The 18,723-nt window shown below is 41.1% G+C and carries 16 protein-coding genes and 3 pseudogenes; 1 reads left to right on the top strand and 18 read right to left on the bottom strand.

The window, feature by feature from the left end:
* Positions 1–8: 8 nt before the first annotated feature.
* The 15 genes and pseudogenes from NSQ52_RS09215 to NSQ52_RS09285 form a co-directional block, all read right to left on the bottom strand.
* Entirely contained in the window at positions 9–1,265 is a 1,257-nt protein-coding gene (locus NSQ52_RS09215; RefSeq protein WP_342474081.1) for an ABC transporter substrate-binding protein, read from the bottom strand.
* 217 nt (positions 1,266–1,482) lie between these two features.
* Positions 1,483–2,523, bottom strand: a complete 1,041-nt coding sequence (locus NSQ52_RS09220; RefSeq protein ID WP_327862022.1) for a LacI family DNA-binding transcriptional regulator — start codon at positions 2,521–2,523, stop codon at positions 1,483–1,485.
* Between the two features lie 183 nt (positions 2,524–2,706).
* Entirely contained in the window at positions 2,707–3,399 is a 693-nt protein-coding gene (gene alsE / locus NSQ52_RS09225; protein WP_058337206.1) for a D-allulose 6-phosphate 3-epimerase, read from the bottom strand.
* 17 nt (positions 3,400–3,416) lie between these two features.
* Positions 3,417–4,679: a PTS ascorbate transporter subunit IIC gene (locus NSQ52_RS09230; protein ID WP_058337205.1), complete on the bottom strand. Its 1,263-nt coding sequence runs from the start codon at positions 4,677–4,679 to the stop codon at positions 3,417–3,419.
* A gap of 26 nt (positions 4,680–4,705) precedes the next feature.
* A complete protein-coding gene (locus NSQ52_RS09235) occupies positions 4,706–4,972 on the bottom strand; it encodes a PTS sugar transporter subunit IIB (protein ID WP_017359544.1) in 267 nt (88 codons plus the stop codon).
* A gap of 15 nt (positions 4,973–4,987) precedes the next feature.
* Positions 4,988–7,060 (bottom strand): BglG family transcription antiterminator, encoded by a 2,073-nt coding sequence (locus NSQ52_RS09240; RefSeq protein WP_342474108.1) that lies wholly within the window; start codon positions 7,058–7,060, stop codon positions 4,988–4,990.
* A 243-nt stretch (positions 7,061–7,303) separates the two neighbouring features.
* The gene (locus NSQ52_RS09245; protein WP_342474082.1) at positions 7,304–7,429 is read right to left on the bottom strand and encodes a hypothetical protein; all 126 of its coding nucleotides are present in this window, start codon (positions 7,427–7,429) and stop codon (positions 7,304–7,306) included.
* A gap of 167 nt (positions 7,430–7,596) precedes the next feature.
* A pseudogene (locus tag NSQ52_RS09250) lies at positions 7,597–8,139 on the bottom strand (XkdF-like putative serine protease domain-containing protein); the annotation flags it as partial.
* Positions 8,140–8,171: 32 nt separating this feature from the next.
* Complete coding sequence (locus NSQ52_RS09255) at positions 8,172–8,783, bottom strand: hypothetical protein (RefSeq protein ID WP_058337203.1); 612 nt, start codon at positions 8,781–8,783, stop codon at positions 8,172–8,174.
* A 141-nt stretch (positions 8,784–8,924) separates the two neighbouring features.
* On the bottom strand, positions 8,925–9,617 hold the full coding sequence (locus NSQ52_RS09260; RefSeq protein WP_342474083.1) for a hypothetical protein: 693 nt from the start codon (positions 9,615–9,617) through the stop codon (positions 8,925–8,927).
* Between the two features lie 42 nt (positions 9,618–9,659).
* Positions 9,660–10,582 (bottom strand): annotated as a pseudogene (locus NSQ52_RS09265) (phage minor head protein).
* A pseudogene (locus NSQ52_RS09270) lies at positions 10,579–11,423 on the bottom strand (phage portal protein); the annotation flags it as partial. The pseudogenes NSQ52_RS09265 and NSQ52_RS09270, both read right to left, overlap by 4 nt.
* A gap of 86 nt (positions 11,424–11,509) precedes the next feature.
* Positions 11,510–11,929 carry a hypothetical protein gene (locus tag NSQ52_RS09275; protein ID WP_017367369.1) on the bottom strand — a complete coding sequence of 140 codons (420 nt, stop codon included), beginning with the start codon at positions 11,927–11,929 and terminating at the stop codon, positions 11,510–11,512.
* Between the two features lie 20 nt (positions 11,930–11,949).
* Positions 11,950–13,635 carry a T7SS effector LXG polymorphic toxin gene (locus tag NSQ52_RS09280; protein WP_342474109.1) on the bottom strand — a complete coding sequence of 562 codons (1,686 nt, stop codon included), beginning with the start codon at positions 13,633–13,635 and terminating at the stop codon, positions 11,950–11,952.
* Between the two features lie 168 nt (positions 13,636–13,803).
* The gene (locus tag NSQ52_RS09285) at positions 13,804–14,226 is read right to left on the bottom strand and encodes a MarR family transcriptional regulator (RefSeq protein WP_342474110.1); all 423 of its coding nucleotides are present in this window, start codon (positions 14,224–14,226) and stop codon (positions 13,804–13,806) included.
* 167 nt (positions 14,227–14,393) lie between these two features.
* On the opposite strand from NSQ52_RS09285, the gene NSQ52_RS09290 reads away from it, so the two are divergent.
* Positions 14,394–15,917 (top strand): MDR family MFS transporter, encoded by a 1,524-nt coding sequence (locus NSQ52_RS09290; RefSeq protein WP_017359534.1) that lies wholly within the window; start codon positions 14,394–14,396, stop codon positions 15,915–15,917.
* 41 nt (positions 15,918–15,958) lie between these two features.
* On the opposite strand, the gene NSQ52_RS09295 is transcribed toward NSQ52_RS09290, so the two are convergent.
* From NSQ52_RS09295 to NSQ52_RS09305, 3 genes are read right to left on the bottom strand one after another with little or no spacing between them, the layout of a single operon-like run.
* Entirely contained in the window at positions 15,959–16,828 is an 870-nt protein-coding gene (locus tag NSQ52_RS09295; RefSeq protein WP_342474084.1) for a class II fructose-bisphosphate aldolase, read from the bottom strand.
* Positions 16,829–16,830: 2 nt separating this feature from the next.
* The gene (locus NSQ52_RS09300; protein WP_160757622.1) at positions 16,831–17,289 is read right to left on the bottom strand and encodes a fructose PTS transporter subunit IIA; all 459 of its coding nucleotides are present in this window, start codon (positions 17,287–17,289) and stop codon (positions 16,831–16,833) included.
* A gap of 15 nt (positions 17,290–17,304) precedes the next feature.
* Entirely contained in the window at positions 17,305–18,720 is a 1,416-nt protein-coding gene (locus NSQ52_RS09305) for a PTS fructose transporter subunit IIBC (protein ID WP_342474085.1), read from the bottom strand.
* Positions 18,721–18,723 lie beyond the last annotated feature (3 nt).

Raw genomic sequence — 18,723 nt, forward strand, 5'->3', positions numbered from 1 at the left:
TGAGCCTGCTATTGTTTTTTCAGGCGCTTATATTCCTCTTCCATTTTCTTCGATAGTTGTTCCGGTGTGATGGAGCCTGCTAATAATTCTTGACCGGTCGTTGCCATGACAGCCCACATGCCGCTCGGTAAGTATTTCCGATCAAAATATGGTTCAATTTTAATATCTTCATATTGCTCGTAAAATGTAGAGTAATAGTTTTTGGCTTTGACTTCTTTTAAAGCCGTTTCAGAGGAAGTGCCCTCTGCGATTTTCTTTGCGTTTTCAGGCTTTGCTAGAAAGTCAATGAATTGTTGTGCTTCTTTTAGATGCTTTGAGTCTTTCCATGCCGCAACAGTAAAGCGTTCCCCGCCAATCCAGCTTTGCTCATCTCCTTCATGAATCGCTGGTACGGGCATGGTGCCTACTTTGATCGATTGATTGAGTTCAGTCGCCTCAGGTCCTAAAGATCCTCCCACAAAGGTGAAAGCAATTTTGTTTTGTGCCATCAGCTCAGGTGCTTGGGATAGTTTCGCAGTGAGTACATCTTTGTTTAAAAGGTCTTGATCTTTCAGCCCCTTCATAAACTGTGCAAGCGGTGTATAGTGAGACCAATCAAATGATCCATTTTCAAGGTCTTTTCCGTATTGATGTTTTTGATCGGTAATGAGTAAAGGCGTTGCCAGCTCATCAAAGACTTGGGCAATATTAGAATTATCGCCTCCTGGTATCCAGAGCGGCACAACGTCTCCTTTACTTTTTTCTTTGACAGTCTGTAAAGCACTTTTCAGTTCATTCAGTGTTTTAGGAACTTTTATGCCATATTCTTTTAATAGATTGGCATTAAAGCTGAGTCCGTCTTTTGCTTGATTCAGCGGATAGGCATAGACTTTGCCATCTTTGTCTTTTAAAATTTGATCAAGTGAAGGATCGAGTTGTTTTACCCAGTCCATCTCCTTTAGATCAGCCACGTATTCGCTATATCGCAGCTTGGCCCAGCCGTGTGTATCAAATAGGTCTGGCATGTCGTTTGCGCCCATTTTGACGCGTATCATATCTTCATAGCTGTTGCCAGGGAAGTTGGCATCAATTCGGATGTTTTGATGTTCTTTTTCAAAGTCACGGATCACTTCTTCAAATGCCTTTCTCTCCCCGCTGTTGCTCATTGTAGAGAATAGAGTCAAGGTCACTTTTCCGTTTGCTTCAGACGCACCGTTATTGCCACAAGCAGACAAGATCATCGACAAAACTAGAGCTGCACACAGCATCAAATTTTTTTTATTCATCGTTTCCTCCTTTTGATCACTGAAAATTCAGACGATTATTGCTAGAATTCATGCAGTTGCGGAAACAAAAGAAGTCCATTATACTGGAATTCTATTCTTTTCAAAGAGATAAGAGAGCAATTGGGTGAACTGCGTTGTTTTCAGCATGATCTGGCCATCATGCTCAGCAGCTCCCTTCCTGCTTTTTTGTCTCTTTTTTGTTTACTGAAATGCTTATTCACCCCCTTTCATGGATTGGGCATGTGCTGCCTCTTCGCATGAGCTTTGTTGGCACGACAACTTTTAGGGGAAGCTTTCTGCCTTCTATCCGCTCAAGCAAAAGCTTTAGACCTACTTCCCCCATTTCTTCTGTATATACTTTGACCGTTGTGAGCGGCGGGCTTGAAAAGGAAGCGGCTTCGATATCATTAAACCCCACGATTGAGACATCTTGAGGTACACGAAGACCGGCTTCATGTAGCGCTCGCATAGCGCCTATTGCCATAGAGTCACTTCCGATAAAAAAGGCTTCTGGAAGCTTTCCTTTCTGAATGGCTTTTTGCATAAGCGAGTAGCCTTCTTGCATCGAATATTCGCCTATGTGGATGTCATTCATATGAAGGGTTCCCGCTTCTTGCATTCTTTTGATAAAAGTTGTTTGTCTTTCGTCCTCAATCACAGCATTTCCTTCGAAATAATGCTCCCTCTCTTTCCCGCCAATATAGCCTAGATGTGTGTAGCCGAGAGATTGCAGATGACGAATGGCACGATCTGCCGCTCTGACAAAATCCACATGTACACAATCATACAAATCTTCATCCGCATAATGATTGATAAAAACGATATGTTCCATTCGGTTTGTCATCTTTTCAACCGTATCAGGGCTGATTCGTCCAATGACAATCAAACCGTCAATATCCTTTAGTATCGCCCCTTTATCCATGTTTCTTAGGCGAAAGGTATGGAGAGTAGACAGACCTTGTTTGGCATATTCTTTTTCAATTCCTTTTCGAATCGATGAAAAAAAGGGATCATTTAATTCTTCGTCAATGGATTGGGCGACAACGACACCGATGACTGGGGATGCGGGTGGGCTTTTTACTTCTGCTTGATCGGCTTTTCTTGCTCTGACTGGGGTATAGTTTAATTTCTTGGCTATGTCGAGGATGTTTTGTCTTGTTGCGTGTGAAACGGCAAGCGTTTGGTCGCCATTTAACACACGGGATACAGTAGAGACGGATACTTTTGCATCATGAGCAATATCTTTGAGTGTAGTCATAGGCAAACTCCTCATCATTTTTGACTAAATGTTTACTAAAGATATTTGAAGAATAACACATAAATAAAGCGCTTTCAATTATAAATTTGTGCTTTTATGAAGTTTTTGAGTATGTTTTGATAAGGAGATAGTTCGTTTAGTAAAATTGCGTAAAAAAGAGGATGGGCTTCATCCTCCTTTTTACTAAGGTGATTTCATTGTGGCTGTTTCTTTTGCGAACAATTGCTTCATTATTTCCCATGCTTTATCTAATTCTTCGTGAAGTCCAAATAAACCTGAGGTGCCGATGATGTAAATTTCATTTCCTGCCTCAGCAAGCAGCCGGAACGTGCTTTCATTACAAGAGCCGTCTACCTCAATTGAAAATGAGTATCCCCCCTTCTCTTTGATTTCTTTCACCTCTTTCATTTTCGGAAGCATTTCTTTGATAAAAGGCTGACCCGCAAACCCTGGATCAATTGTCATGATCGTCACCCGGTCTATTAAATGAATAAAAGCATCTAATGCTGCAACTGGTGTGGTGGGATTGAGAACAAAGCCGACCTCACACTTTCTTTCGTGGATATGCCGAATGATTCGAAAAACGTCTTTTTGCACCACTTCTGGATGTAAACAAATCATCGTTGCGCCTGCATCAATACATGCATCAATTAAAAATTCCTGAGGCTGTTCGGCCATTAGATGAACATCAATCGGAACGTCTGTCAGTTTCCGAAGTTGTTCAATGAAAAAGGGTGATAAGGTCATATTTTTTACATAATGACCATCCATGACGTCGACATGATAACGATCTGCCCTTGTGTTCAGAAGCTGAATTTGTTCACGGAAGTGCGTTAAATCCATGCACATCAATGAAGGTGAGAAAATAGCTGTCATCCTGAAATGCCTCCTTTTTAAAGATGAAATATAAATTTGATCAATCCAATCAAGATTCCGATGATACCGAAGTCTGTATCGCCAAATGTTGTCCCTTCAAAGCCAAGAGTGCCTAACACAGGAAGTAAACAAGCTGGTAAAAATGAAAGGAGTATTCCATTCACAAAGGAACCGGCGACTGCACCTCTCACTCCCCCTGTTGCATTGCCATATACGCCCGCTGTCGCACCGCAGAAAAAGTGCGGCACAAGTCCAGGAACAATGACAGTTAAACCAAACAAAGGAAGAAGGAAAATAGACACGATGCCTCCAGCAAAACTGCATAAAAAACCGATGATCACTGCATTTGGAGCAAATGGGAAAACAGTTGGCGCATCAAGTGCCGGCTTTGCCCCTTTGACGAAACGATCGGCAATCCCTTTGAAAGCAGGCACAATTTCCCCGATTGCCATCCGTACACCTGCTAAAATAATGTACACCCCAGCAGCAAAGGTAATGGCCTGAATGAGAATGAAGACAGCAAAGTTCGTACCACCACTAATGTTTTCTATATATGAAATTCCCGCAAACGGTGCAATCGCAAAGAAAAGCAAAGCCATCGTAATGGAGATGGCCACCGATGTATCTCTTAGAAAACCGAGTGATTTAGGCACTTGAATGGTTTCCGTTGATTTCTCTGGGCGCCCGACCCATTTGCCGATCATTCCCGCTGTAAAATAGCCGAACGTACTGAAATGACCGAGTGCCAGATCATCACTTCCAGTGACTTTCCTTGTAAACGGCTGAAGGATTGCGGGAGCAATGACCATCGCTGCACCTAATACGATTGAACCAGTGGTGATCAGCAGCGTTCCTTGCATGCCGGCTGTTGACAGAACGACTGCAAGCATAGCCGCCATATATAGCGTATGATGCCCAGTTAAAAAGACGTATTTAAAGGGTGTGAATTTTGCCAAAAGCAAATTGACCACCATACCAAAAATCATAATGAGCGCTGTCTGTGTACCGAATTCCTTTTGGGCAATGGCCGCCATGGCATCTGTATTTGGGACAACCCCTTGAATGTGAAAGGCTGCTTCAAACATCTTCCTGAAAACCCCAAGTGAATCAGATACGACTGTGGCGCCCGCTCCTAATATTAAAAAACCCATTGTTGTTTTTAAGGTGCCTGATACAGTATCGGCAGCTGACTTTTTCTGCAAAAGTAAACCAGCCAGTGCAAACAAACCGATGAGAATTGCGGGTGTGCCCAATATATCGTTCATGATCAGTTCTATCATGATGTGAATCCCCCTTTTTCCGTCGATTATATGTGTTTACGAAGGACGTCTTTAATGGCTTCCTGGTCTAACAAGTTATTTAATCCAGCGACCTTTCTTGTGCCGTCATCCAGCTGATCGATAATGTCTGTTGCTCCGATATAGAGGTCTGCTTGTTCATTTTTGCTTGTACTGAGATCGGTGTGATCCACTTCCGCTAAAAGTCCTAATTCTTCTAAAGCCTTTTTGACATTCATTTCAACAATAAAGCTGCTTCCTAAACCGTTTCCGCATACAACTAGAATTTTTTTCATTCTCTTTTTCCTCCTTTATACTTGTGAAAATTGATTGATTAGTTGTTGGATGGTTGCTAATTCCTCTGCTTCAATCAATTGTCTCACCCGTTTTTCTTCACTTAACAGCATCGTCAGCTGTTTGAGTGCTTTCAGGTGGGTCATACTGTCAATGGCAGCTAATACAATGATGAGCCGAACTTGCTTTTTTCCATCCTTTGAAAAGAAAACGGGCTGATGACATGACATAAGTGACATGCTTAATTTGTTCACGCCATCCTCTGGCCTGGCATGCGGAATCGCCACTTGTGGCGCAATCACAATATAAGGGCCATTTTGATGAACAGACTGGATCATCGCTTTCACATAACTTTCCTGAATCGCTTGTTGATCAATTAAAGGCTGCGCTGCTTTTGTAATGGCCTCCTGCCATGTGTCTGCTGTTTGCTGGAGCTGAATGGTTTCTTCTGTTAATAAATCGTTTAACACTGGTTTCCACCCTTTCTGGTGTGATACATATGTGGAATGAAGCAGCTCCTTCAAGTCATGAAGCAATGCTTTTTCATTTTGAACGATGGTATGCTGCTGAATGATATTGAATAAAGCATTCACATGTTGCTCATCAAGCTTAGGTTCTGAGCCTTCTCCATATTGAAGCAATGTTTTTTTCTCATAAGCAGTGAGAATAGGGTGAACGAGATGAACAGGTTTTCCTTTAAACGAAATAGGTGTCGTTGACACAACAAAGTCGGCATCAATGGATGTTAATTCTTCATATGAACGTTTTGATAACAGTCCGCGTATGTCGATGTAACCGATTAATTCAAGAAGCTGCGTTTTCAGCATGTGACTTGTGCCAATTCCTTCTCCGCAGACAATGTAAATAGAACGTTTCGCAATCGACGAAATCCCTTCTCTTCTCATCCAGCCGCCAAAATGCATCGCCACATAGGCAATTTCATGATCGCTCATCTTTGAACAGGTCGCCTTCTCTAAATGGCAAGCAACCTTTTGCGTGATGTCAAACACCTCTGGCTGTGCATGTTTCATGGAATCTGTTAATTCATTGATGATATCAATGTGATAGATGAGCCTATAATAGGCAGGAATTAAATGCATGGTTAAGTTTTGTTCCAAGACTTCTACTTCCTGGAAGGAAATACACGCATAACGCTGAAAGTCAATGATCATTTGTCTCGCAATGGTTCGAATGAGATGTTCTTCTGGTTTTTGACTTGTTGGAAGTTTTTGTTTTTTGGCACTGAGCCATAGCGTACTAAGAAAATAGATTTCATCATCATGAACCAAAAGACTGGTTTCTTTTTGAATTTGCGCCATGAAACGAATAGCAGCCAAGCATTCATCTGTTTCCTGCAGTGTCCGTTTTTCTTCTGTTGAAATGTGTACAGCACGTCCTAGCTTCATCCGTTTAAAGTAGAAAAAGAGATCCATAGACAGCTGATCCAGCATGTCATCTGCAAACTCAAGCTTCAGATCTTGTTCGGACTGTTGAAGGAGAGCATGTATTCTCTTATATGAGATAGGACCCTTTAACCAAACCGATGGAAATGTTTTTTCATTTTTTATCATGTTGCGAATGAAATGAATATGAGGTTTCAGTGCCAACCGAATTGTTCTTTCTTCTCCTGAAATTAAATAGCCACTGGCCGACTGATAATGAAGTGTAAGCTGCTGTTTTGAAAGTGCTTCTTTTAGTTGTTTCATATCTTCAAGCAGTGTATTGCGGCTTACCTTCGTCATCTCCATAAAATCATCAATTTTTAGATGCTTCTCACTGCATGCAATGGATAGGAGCAAGATGGCACGTCTTTCTTTTACACATGGTTCATAGTCATGACCGACAAGAACGGTGTCAGCTTTTTCGATAATGACTTCTTTCTCGTGTGAATTTAAATAGTAGCCTCGTTGATCTTTTCGCTGGACGCCACTAAGCTGATGGGTTTCCAGCCAACTATTCATTCGCTTAATTTCAGCGTAGACCGTTCGAGTAGAGACATTCAGTCGATTCTGTAAATCTTCAATTGATAGATAAGTGGTCGTGTGAAGCAGCATCGATAATAAAGTCGTGCCCCTCTTGGTTAAGTGCAGTTGGAATCCCTCCCTTCTTCCCTTTGGTTATAAGTCTAATCAACTTGCATGCGCCAAAGAAGTCCAAATGTCTTCAGTAAGTATTGTGCAGCTTTTGGGTGCTTCTTTTGCCTTAAGAAATAGCACACTCAAGCGAGTGTGCTTTGAGATTTGTATAAAAAGAACCCTTTTTCTGCTTTTAATTGCCTTGCTATGTGATCAGCTTCCGAATGCCCCATTGAGCAATTTCAACCGCCTCTTGACTCAACAGATTGTCGATAGCTGCTCTCTGGCATTTTTCAATTCAGTTAAGTTAGCAGCTGAAAACTTTCTACCTGCTTTTGCGACTTCTTCAGGTGGATCAGTTTGGATCACCGCTAAGTAAGTCATCAGTAAGCAAAATCTCCTGTGTAATTTCCACAAAACCTCACCTTGTCAGGATCATTCTCCAAGTCTTCATCGGTGTAGGAATCCCATTTAAACAAAACGAAATTCAGCGCATCTTGTGCAGCCCAAAACTCACGACGCATGCGGTCTTTGTCGTATCTGTTCTTTACTTCTCCTTTTGATAAAAAGAAGTTTTTAAGCAAAGAAAAAAGCCCCTTCTCTTCAGAAGCTGGCTCACACTCTTGTTTTCCTATGTCTGCTGTTCCGGCCATTGAATATCCGGTGATCTCACCCTTTTGAATCTGGTTCCAAATATCTTCGGAAGCCTTTGTAACAAGGACCCACGATCCTTTCTTGATAATCTCCTCGCCCATTTCAAAGTCAGACGGAGCAATGTACGATTCAACGACTTCTCCGACACCACCTTGGAAATCATGCTGCTTATCGATCTCACGTGCATCTTTCAGGAACCCGTGAGCGGCTTTCTCGATTTCTTCTGGTGTCATATAATCCCCATGTGCATCAGCTACGTTTGGTTCGTATACAATTCCATACACAAGACGCTGCGAATCATCAGCCTTTGCAATGACCTTGATCTCTTTTTGAAAGTCTGGCTGCTTTTCTGATTTCATAAAAAAGAACTGCTTTTGATTAGCAGCCTTGTCTACGTATGAAACGTGTGTGATCTTCGCATTTATCAATTCGCGTGGCAATTCATTCACCTCCTTTCAAAAAAAAGCCCTCACTATGAAGGGAAGGACTCTGATTGAAATTCTTTTATTTTGTTATCTAGCACCGCAATTATCTTAGTAGCATTTCTCTTAAATTTTATCTTGGTATCTTTATCAACTTTATTTATATTAATGTTGTTATATAATTCCTTCCAGTCGTTAATTGCCGCACTCAATTCTGGTGTAATAATATTTTTAACAAGTAAATAACTGGTTGTATAATATGTTGCATTTTTTGGATCGAGTTGATGAGAAGGCTCATTCATAGAAAGATCTCTTCTAGCATCTAGTGAAACAGAGTACAAATCTAGAATCTTTTTATCTAATTCTTTATTGAGCTGTTCTATAGATTTATAGTTAGAAAACTCATCCCTCAATTCTTTTAATTCAACTGACTGTCCTGAAGTAGCAACCGCATTATTTGTATTTTCATTTAGAACATCAACTTTTTCACTTATTAAAAATTCAAGACCTTTGTACTTTATCTTTGCTATGTTTTTAATAAGATCAGTAATAGGTGTTTTCAGCATAACCACTACAATAATAATAGCGATTGGCCATACCATTGCTGTAAAAATAGTTATAAATCCATTAAACATAGAAGATATTAATTCATAAACATTCATAATTTCCCCTCATTCTCAAAGTAATGAGAGTATTATACTGTTTTATTCCATGTTTTGTAATACTTTTCTTCTAATCTCTTCTTTTTTCTCAGCTGTCAACCCTAAAATGACCGACCAATCGTACAAAGAAAAAGACCTCTTTTAAGATGAGGTCTTTTCAGCATGTTTTATAAATTCTAAATATTTCTCATCAAGATGTTCCCTTACTTTTTTACAAAGCAATATATATTTATACTCTACCTCTTCAGAAATGGGTTCTACCATATAATTAGGTATAATTGCTACCATCTCCATCATTATTGAAACAAGCTCTTCACTGATAATGTTTTTTTCTCTTAAATAAAAGATCATGTTTGGTATTTCAATTTCGCTAATTACTTCAGACCAATTAGTTTTTCCTTTGTTTTCATCAAATCTTTCGTAAGTACAGATGTACAACTTCTGAATTGTTTCACTTAATTCATTTAAACTTCTTTGAAGCTCTTTGCCAACATTCGGATTTCTTATTGATTTCCTTTTTATTCTTTTGAGATATTTGAATTTATTATTCGGGAGAATATTTGAGTTATCACCAGATTCTGTTTGATGTCTATCTTCTTCCAATTCTACTATTTCATCAAATTGATCCAGTTTCTGATTAACTTTAAATTCTAGTTCCCATTCTTTAAACTTAATTTTTGCTAACGTACTAATCAGTTTAGTTAATGGTTTTTTAAAACTCAATGCAACTACAAGAGTTACTAATGGCCATGCGTTTGAAGTAAAGAAGTGAGACACATCCACAGTAAAACCACCAACAACATCAAAAAAAGTTTTAACCCAATCCCAATTCATTAATTCCCCTCATTCCCAAAGTAATGAAGATATTATACTATTTTATTCCATGTTTTGTAAGACTCTTCTTCTAATCTCTTCTTTTTCCTCAGCTGACAATCCTAGAATAACAGGATCAACCACAGGACCAACCGCACAATGACAATTTACTCGCTCTTTTGGTGTGAGCTGTGTATCTCTCGGAAACATACACCGCTCTCCGCTGCCCGGTATCTGAAATTCCTCATCGAGTGGAATGATCGTGCCGTCAAGCTGCACATGACTTTCTCTCGACTGGTTCTTTTTCCCGCCGCTGTGCTTCCACTTCTTCCCCGTTACTGCTGGGGATTGGACGTAGGATTCATGTTGAGCGGCTGAAGAAGCGGTCAACACTTCAGTGACAGCTGTCACACGTGCGCGCTTCCGGCTGAATTCAGGAAGGTCCTTCAGCTCCAGTTCAATCTCTTGAATAGAGCGGCCTTCTTTTATCCCCTCTTTCAGCGTTTGTTCTATGGCTGCATGAGTATTCAGCTTCATCAGCTGCGCCAACTCCTGCGACCATGATTCAATCCACTGTTCAGTTTTCTAAGAAAGCACCTTAAAAGGAATATCTGCATCGATGGAATGCATGATCTTCTCGGCTAACTGCGTGACGGTAAGAGTCAGAAAGACAGCAGTTTCTTTTCCAAACAGCTCCGCAAATTCATCAGCTGCAAACAAGTCATTTTGGAAGAACGCTAGAATTGATTCTAACGTCTCTGAATCGTCCTTGGATATAAAACAAAACCATTCAGAGCATTTAAAAACGTCCTGCGTTGCAATCTGAACAATTTAGCGGTGATTTTCTCGTATTCTTCTATCAAAGAAGGAATGTCTTTTAATTCAGGGAAATCTGCTACAGCTGCTTCAAGTTCCTTGACCTCATCTTCCTCCGCTTTTTGCACAAAGGTATTGATGTTTTTTATCAGCTTATCAATCTTGCTCATTTGCGGATCTCCTCTAGTTCATCCCTAAGGTCTTTAAGGATCGATACCAATTCATTCTGAGAACCTGCTGACTTCTGAAACACCGTATCAAGTAAGCTAGTTGATGCCTTTGGCTTCGCCTCAATTGGTCGGTGATATTCTTCCTCTGGCCATTCTTCTAAAGTTTTTCCTAGAATACGGCCAGCCAGATCACGAAGGTCATTCGGTGAAACCGCTCCTGCTTGAATAAACGGTGTAAGAACCTTAGCAATTTCGAGCGGATCACGAAAGTCAGGACCATTTAATATAAGTCGTCCATGCCAGAGATCGAGATCAGGAAGAAAGAGTGTGTTGAACTTGCCAGTGATGATCATTCTTTCGGCTGAAATACCTGCTCTTCCGTTGTCTTTCGAGCGGTATCTGCTGTAGCCTTGTTATAATCCTTTGATTCGCCTGTGTAGATCGGCGGCAGACGGAAAGAAGAACGTATCTTGTTTCTCGTCTTCTCGTCGTATTCAAGAAACAGCGCATCCTCCTGAAGAATCTCGGCCAGTGATTTTATTTCAACTTTCACAGGTGCAGGGTCTTCGTCATTGCTTACTTCGTCCTTTTTCTTTTTAGGAATTCCTTCGACTTCAAGCAAAAGAAACTTATGTGCATTGTCTGAACCTTCAATGCCGTTCATGTACTCTTGCAGCTGCTGATAGGAAGACTCAGACAGCATTCCATTTTCCACTGTAATAGCTGCCGGCACATGCCGACCTTGTTTAAAGTACAGATAGTTCAGTTCTTCTGCCTTGCGTGCTCCGTACATATTGACGATGTTACCAATCCAGCGAGGAACACCATATGTACCGCTGCCGCTCTGCTTGAAGTCCAATAACACCAAAAACCTTGAAAGGTATTAAGCCATTCAAGGTTTTTTTGTATAATCTCATTAAAAATGAACTAATTTGAATTCATTTTTGAAAGGAAATCTTGAAGAACTAATTTTACTGGTGAATTCGCAGTAGTAGCCAACACATTATTTACACGTTCTAAAATTTGAGGATGCTCCAATATCAATTTTTTGCCTTCCTCAATTGGAAAACTTCTCAATGTATCAATACAGATCTCAAATAGTTCTTTATCATTAGTATTCAACAAATCCATTAAAATTTTCAACTCATATTCATTGCACTCATTATCCAGACAATACGCAATTTTCCGCTGCCACTCTATTGGCTTATTGCGCACCTGATTTGATAATTCTTCCCAATCGTTCAGGCTAAAATCCGAGAGAATCTCACTAGCAATCAAACACCCGTCGTCATACCACGAATCTACCGTTGTATCAGCAGATAAAAGATTATCTAATTCCTTAAACACATTTAATACCTCCATTTAAATTAAAATCCTGATGGGCGTAAAGCATTTTCTGTACCTGTCGGATACCCGCTAGTTACATCTTTCCCCACTTTAATCACATCAATTTCTACACCATCAATACGTGCTCTATGCCAAGTTGCTCTATCTCTTAATCTTGATGAAATAGCTGCTGTATCTCCAACGTCGGTAATACTTTTGAGAATTTTCTCATCCTTCCAAGAATCAGGAAAGAGCGTGCTTTTTTTAATCTTAGAGATATTTCCATCAGAAAACTGTTTTGTAAATACAACATTTTTTGTACCATCCGCATTTGTTGATAATACTTCAACTGCAAATTTTTCATTATCATTATTAATTCTAGGCGAATGTCCACCTATTAACTGATTTTTGGGGACCTTCCGTTGTCCTTCTAGAATCTTAGCTTCAATTTCTGGACTAATTACAGTTCTTCTAGCAGAATGTCCACCTGCACCCTGAATTCCCACCTTTCCATGAAACCCTTTCGCCCCAAACGGCAAAAGCATTCCAAGCGCCGCATTCATACTCGCCTCCTGCTGTTCTTTCGAGATCTTATTCCCAAACATATCTCTACCAGTAATCGCTTCGCTGAAGCCGTTGGTGGCGGTGAGGCCATATAAGCCTTTTTGAGATATTTTTAAGGCATCAAAGGACTTTTGGGACGTCTTGTAGATGTCGACTGCCCTAACTGCGGCTGATGTGGCTTGGGTGGTTTTATAGACGGCTTTTCCGCCTTTGAAAATACGTCCTGCCCAACCGACGATTGGGATGTATCCTGCTGCTGCCATGCCGCCTGCGGCGACTCGTTGGCCTGCGGTGAGTTCTTCACCTGTGATCGGATCGACACCTGTTGCGGCACGTTTTGCATCGTTCACGCCTGTCAGTTCATTGACGATATTTCCTCCGTAATCAAGGGCTTTTTCATACCAAGGACGGTTGGCTAACGCTTCTTGTTCCTTTGCGATCTTGCGGGCTTCTTCTTGATCTTTTTTGATTTTTAGATATTCAGAAGTTTGCTTCTCAATATCGCTTTTTGCCTTGTAGATTTCGCTATTTTGATACGCTTTCTTGTCAAAATTCATAGGCAAAATGGATTTTCCGTCATTTGTCGCATTCATCATTTCTGCGTACAATGCCATTGTAGCCTTCTCCTCAGTCTCTGACAAAGCATATTCATCTTTTAGATTTTGATCAAGTTCTATTAAATCTTGAACCGTTTTCTTCCGTTCATCTTCCGCATCTGCAATCTTTTCGTCAAAGGTTTTACTATCAAATACCTCCAGAGAAATGAGGTCATCAATATCTTGAAAAATCGTTTTGAGTGCCTTTTTTTGATCCTTCACGATGCTTTTGGCATTCTTGATTCCCATATGTACAGCGTTGTCTAAAAAGTGTTCTTCTACAAAGGTGTCGCCGCCAAAATTTGTATCATCAAGTGTCCCAGAAACACCTTCATGAAAGGCTTTTTGTTTATCAATGAAGCTAATAAACATGTCCACATTTCCGGCGAGTTCTTTGTAGAAGCTTTTAATGTTATCGGCACCTTTTCCAGTGAAGTCGTCACCGAGGTTGGCAACACCTTGTAATGCCTTTTTTAAATCTATCATTTGTTCGCGGAGTTCCTGATAGTGTTTCGCCCTTGTATCCATTGCACTTGTTAGTGCTTTTGCATCAAGTATCTTCCCCAGAAGAAGTCACTCCCTCCTATTCATTGACAAGGTCAATTTTACCAACACGAAGTTTGTCATTAAATAGGAATAAAGATACAAAAACAGTACTTAATATGTAAATGATCAGAAGCATATCCTCGCTATTTTATTTTTCAAAGAAAAGCACCCCCTTAACATTGTGCTCTCTTAAGACTTAGACTTAAGCAATTGTAGCTCTTGGTCCATAATATCTGCTGCTTCGTTAATAAATTGAATGATCAAGTCTAAATCTTCTCGTTTGTATTCGTTTGTGAGCTGTTTAGTTGATGCCGATAAAGATTGAAAGAGTTCCTTCACTTGTGATTTCCCAGCCGTTAATGGAACAATGATGACCCTTCGCTTGTCTTTTGGGTCCTTCTCCCTTTTGACGTAGCCTGCTTTTTCTAACCGGTCAATGAGAGCGGTGACCGCACCTGAGCTAAGACCGGTTTTTTCACTTAATTCACCTGCTGTGAGTGGTCCAAGTTCGTTTAACAAATCTGCTGATTTGAGATCTGTTGGGAAAAGGCCGAGCGATTGAGCGGCTGCTTGGTGAAATAGGACTGTTCGTGTAGCAAGGCGTCTCATCATATGTATGATCTGGTCCGCTCGATCTTCTGCCTCGTTCTTTGTTGACAACTTGTTCTCCTCCCTTTAAAATCAATTTATCTTGATCATCAAGATAAATGTTCTCTTACTTTATAATTAACTTGATCATAGCAAAAAAGTGAAGAGAACGTAAGCAGGGGGTAAATGAAATGAATAACGTGGATCATAAAGGCAAGGCATCCACTCGCTTTGTTGTCATCGGTTTGCTGTTAGGGATTTTTATGGCAGCGATGGACAACACCATTGTCGCAACAGCAATGGGAAGCATCGTCGCCGACTTGGGCAGTTTTGATAAATTTGCTTGGGTGACTGCTTCTTATATGGTGGCAGTGATGGCCGGTATGCCGATTTATGGAAAGCTTTCAGATATGTATGGTCGAAAGCGTTTTTTTCTGTTTGGACTTATTTTCTTTTTAATTGGATCTGCGCTGTGCGGCATCGCACAAACAATGGATCAGCTTATTATTTACCGTGCGATTCAAGGACTTGGAGGCGGTGCTCTTCTTCCGATCGCTTTCACGATTATCTTTGATATCTTCCCGCCAGAAAAGCGCGGGAAAATGTCCGGTATGTTTGGTGCAGTTTTTGGTCTATCCAGTGTATTAGGACCGCTGTTAGGAGCAATTATTACGGATTCGATCGGCTGGCATTGGGTGTTTTATATTAACGTACCAATCGGTATTGTCAGTGTGTTCTTGATCGCCAAATTTTATCAAGAATCGCTCGAGCATCGTAAGCAGAAAATTGACTGGTCAGGTGCCATTACACTTGTCGTTGCGGTTGTCAGTTTAATGTTCGCTCTTGAGCTTGGCGGTAAATCGTATGCATGGGATTCTGTTCAAATCTTGACACTATTTGCTGTGTTTGTTGTCTTTGGCACCATCTTCTTCATTGTTGAACGGAAGGCAGAAGAACCGATTATTTCATTTTGGATGTTTAAAAATCGTCTGTTTGCGACATCTCAAATCTTGGCGTTTTTATATGGCGGGACGTTTATTATTCTAGCTGTCTTTATTCCTATCTTCGTCCAGGCGGTGTACGGTGAATCTGCAACAAGTGCCGGGTTCATTTTAACACCGATGATGATTGGTTCCGTGATTGGCAGTATGATTGGCGGAACGATGCAGACGAAAGTACCTTTTAGACGATTAATGACCATCTCTGTGATTTCATTTTTTGCTGGGATGCTGCTGCTTGCCAATATGTCGCCTGATACAGCAAGATTGTGGCTTACGCTCTTTATGATGATTTCAGGTTTTGGCGTTGGATTTAGCTTCTCCCTTCTGCCATCTGCTTCAATGAATGATCTCTCTCCGCGCTACCGCGGCAGTGCTAATTCTACCAATTCGTTCATGAGATCACTTGGGATGACTTTAGGCGTGACGATTTTTGGAACGATTCAAACCAATGTCCTGACAAATCGTTTAGCAGATGCTTTTAGCGGAATGAAAGGAGCTTCTTCTCAAGTTGGTGATCCACAAGCCATTTTCCAAGAGGGGGCACGCTCACAAATTCCGCCTGATATTTTAAATAAAGTGATTGATGCGATGTCACAAAGTATTACGTATGTATTTATGATTGCTTTATTCCCGATTGCACTTGCGGCGATTACGGTCGTATTTATGGGAAATGCACGAGTACGTACATCAAATGAAATGAAAGAAAGCGAATAATGTGAAAAAAGCAGAGCGATGCGGCTCTGCTTTTTTTCATCTTATTGATATAAAAGTTGGGCTTTTCCTTCACTGCCAACGATCTTTATTTTAGATGTGACCATGTCTTTGGCTGCTTGTTTTGCTTTTTGTAAATACATACGCGGATCTAAGCTTTCAGGTTCGTTTGAGAAATGATCACGAATCGCTTCAGAGTATGCATTTTTCAGTTCAGTGGACACATTGACCTTTGCCATACCGAGTGCGACACATCTTTTGACATCCTCATCTGGTACAGCTGAACCACCATGAAGGACAAGCGGAACATCGACAAGCGCTGCAATTTGTTCAATGCGGTCAAAGTCGATATCCGGCACCCCTTTATAAATGCCGTGTGCCGTGCCGATCGCAGGTGCTAAAGTAGGTACACTAGTTTCTTCTACAAATTGACGGCATTCTGATGGAATGGCTTTTTGAGCATCCTTTTCATCCACGACAATATCATCTTCTACCCCGCCTACCTTGCCTAACTCAGCTTCTACATTCACACCTACTTTTAAGGCAAGGTCAACCACTTCTTTTGTGCGGCATACATTTTCTTCATATGAATGCATGGAAGCATCGATCATAACGGATGTATATCCTGCTCGTATACAAGTAAGAATCACATCAAAATCAGTGCAATGATCGAGATGAAGGCCGATTGGTATTTGATATTGATCAGCTGCCGCCTTTACTGTATCTGCAATGGCTTTTGCGCCAAGCGATTGGACCGTACCAACCGTTGTTTGCAAAATGACAGGTGATTTTAATTCAGCTGCCGTTTCGAGTACCCAGTAAATACTATCAAAGGAATGTACATTGAATGCGACAATTCCGTATTTTTCTTTTTTTGCTGCTTCAAGCATAGGTGTTGTGGAAAGTAAAGGCATGGTCAAACATCCTCTCTCGTCAAAATATCTGTTTTTAATACAGCGAGCATTTCTTCATTTGTTCTTGTTTCGAGCAGTTTTTGCCGTTTCGTTTCATCCATTAATCCGCGTGAAAGAGCAGAAAGTGCTTGTAAGTGAGTGGTTCCTGCTTCACTTTTTGGAATGAGTAAGGATAAGAAGAAAAAGCAAGGCTTTCCATCAAAAGCGTCCCATTCGATTCCGGTTTCTGTGCGGACGATGACGAGTGCCGGTTTTGTGATGGTGTCTGACTGTGTATGCGGAATGGCAAATCCATCTTGAAAGCCGGTTGTACTCAGAGCTTCTCTTTCAGCTAGTCCTTTTTTGACAGCCTCAGGAGATGTACAAATCCCTGCTTCAGAGGCAATGTCAGCTATGGCTGCGAAAACGCCAGCCTGTGAAGAAGCTGTTTCATGTAGATTCATATAAATATGTTCCATCATTTCTCTTCCTCCCTATTAAACTGCGGGTTTGTCTATTTTCTTGCGGTAAAGCCCGTATAAAATCGCACCTACAAGTGAGCCGATGAGTATGGATAGTACCCACTGAAATGCGCCTGTGACGACTGGAAGGACAAGGAATCCACCGTGTGGAGCAGGAACCTGTACGCCAAAGAGATACGTCAATATAGCAGAGATGGCGGAACCAAACATGATAATTGGCAGGACAACGACTGGGTTTTTTGCTGCAAATGGAATGGCTCCTTCGGTAATATGAGTCGCTCCGAGAATATAGTTGATCATCCCAGCATTTCGTTCTTGTGGTGTGAAATGTTTTCGGAAAATCGTTGTGGCAATCGCAATGATAAGCGGCGGTGTGATACATGCTGCTGACACCCCTGCCATGAAGTAAAGGTTACCTTCTGCGAGTAAAGCCGTTCCTGTGACATAGGCTGCTTTGTTAAAAGGTCCTCCCATATCAAATCCACACATGGCTCCAACAATTAAACCTAAAAGCAATGGATTTGTGGATTGAACTGAGGAGAGAAAATCCATTAATGAATTATTTAGCCCTGTAATTGGAACTAATAGCGGGGCCATGACAGCCCCAATTAAGAAAATACCAATGACAGGATAGATGAAAATTGATTTTAATCCGTCAAGTGATGCTGGTAATTTTTGAAGCAGGAATTGAAGAAGTACGATGATATACCCTGCTGCAAAACCTGCGATAATACCACCTAAGAATCCAGCGCCTCCATCGTTTGCAAGCAAGCCGCCGATAAATCCGACAACCATCCCTGGGCGTTTGGCGATTGAATCAGCGATAAATGCTGCTAAAATAGGTACCATTAAGCTAAAGCCGAGTCCGCCAATGTTTTTCAAGTAGGCAGCAAACGGATGATACGTTTCATGTTGAGGATCAGCTGAGTAAATACCGAATAGAAAAGATAAAGCAATTAAGACCCCGCCTCCAACAACAAATGGAAGCATGTGTGATACACCGTTCATTAAATGTTTGTAGATGGTGTGTATCCACTTATTCGCTGACTTTTGTTGAGCTGATGAAGGCGCAGATGGTTTTTCTGTTCCAGAAGCTCTTCCTTTCACTTGATGAACGGGGGCTTCTCCATTGATAATGCCTTGAATCAGTTCGTTTGGTGTGCGAATACCCTTTGCTACAGGCACTTCAATGAGTGGTTTGCCGTGAAAGCGATCTGTATTCACATCTTTGTCAGCAGCGACAATGACCCCATCGGCCTCCAAAATGTCTTGATCCGTTAAAGCGTTTTCAATTCCTACTTGACCATGCGTTTCAACTTTGATGTCGACCCCTAATTGCTCAGCTGCGATTTTTAATGCCTCAGCTGCCATAAATGTATGCGCAATGCCTGTTGGACAGCCAGTGGCAGCGACAATTTTCTTGCGGCTCATGTG

Source organism: Bacillus sp. FSL W8-1141 (assembly GCF_038593205.1).
Taxonomy (GTDB): domain Bacteria; phylum Bacillota; class Bacilli; order Bacillales; family Bacillaceae; genus Bacillus; species Bacillus altitudinis.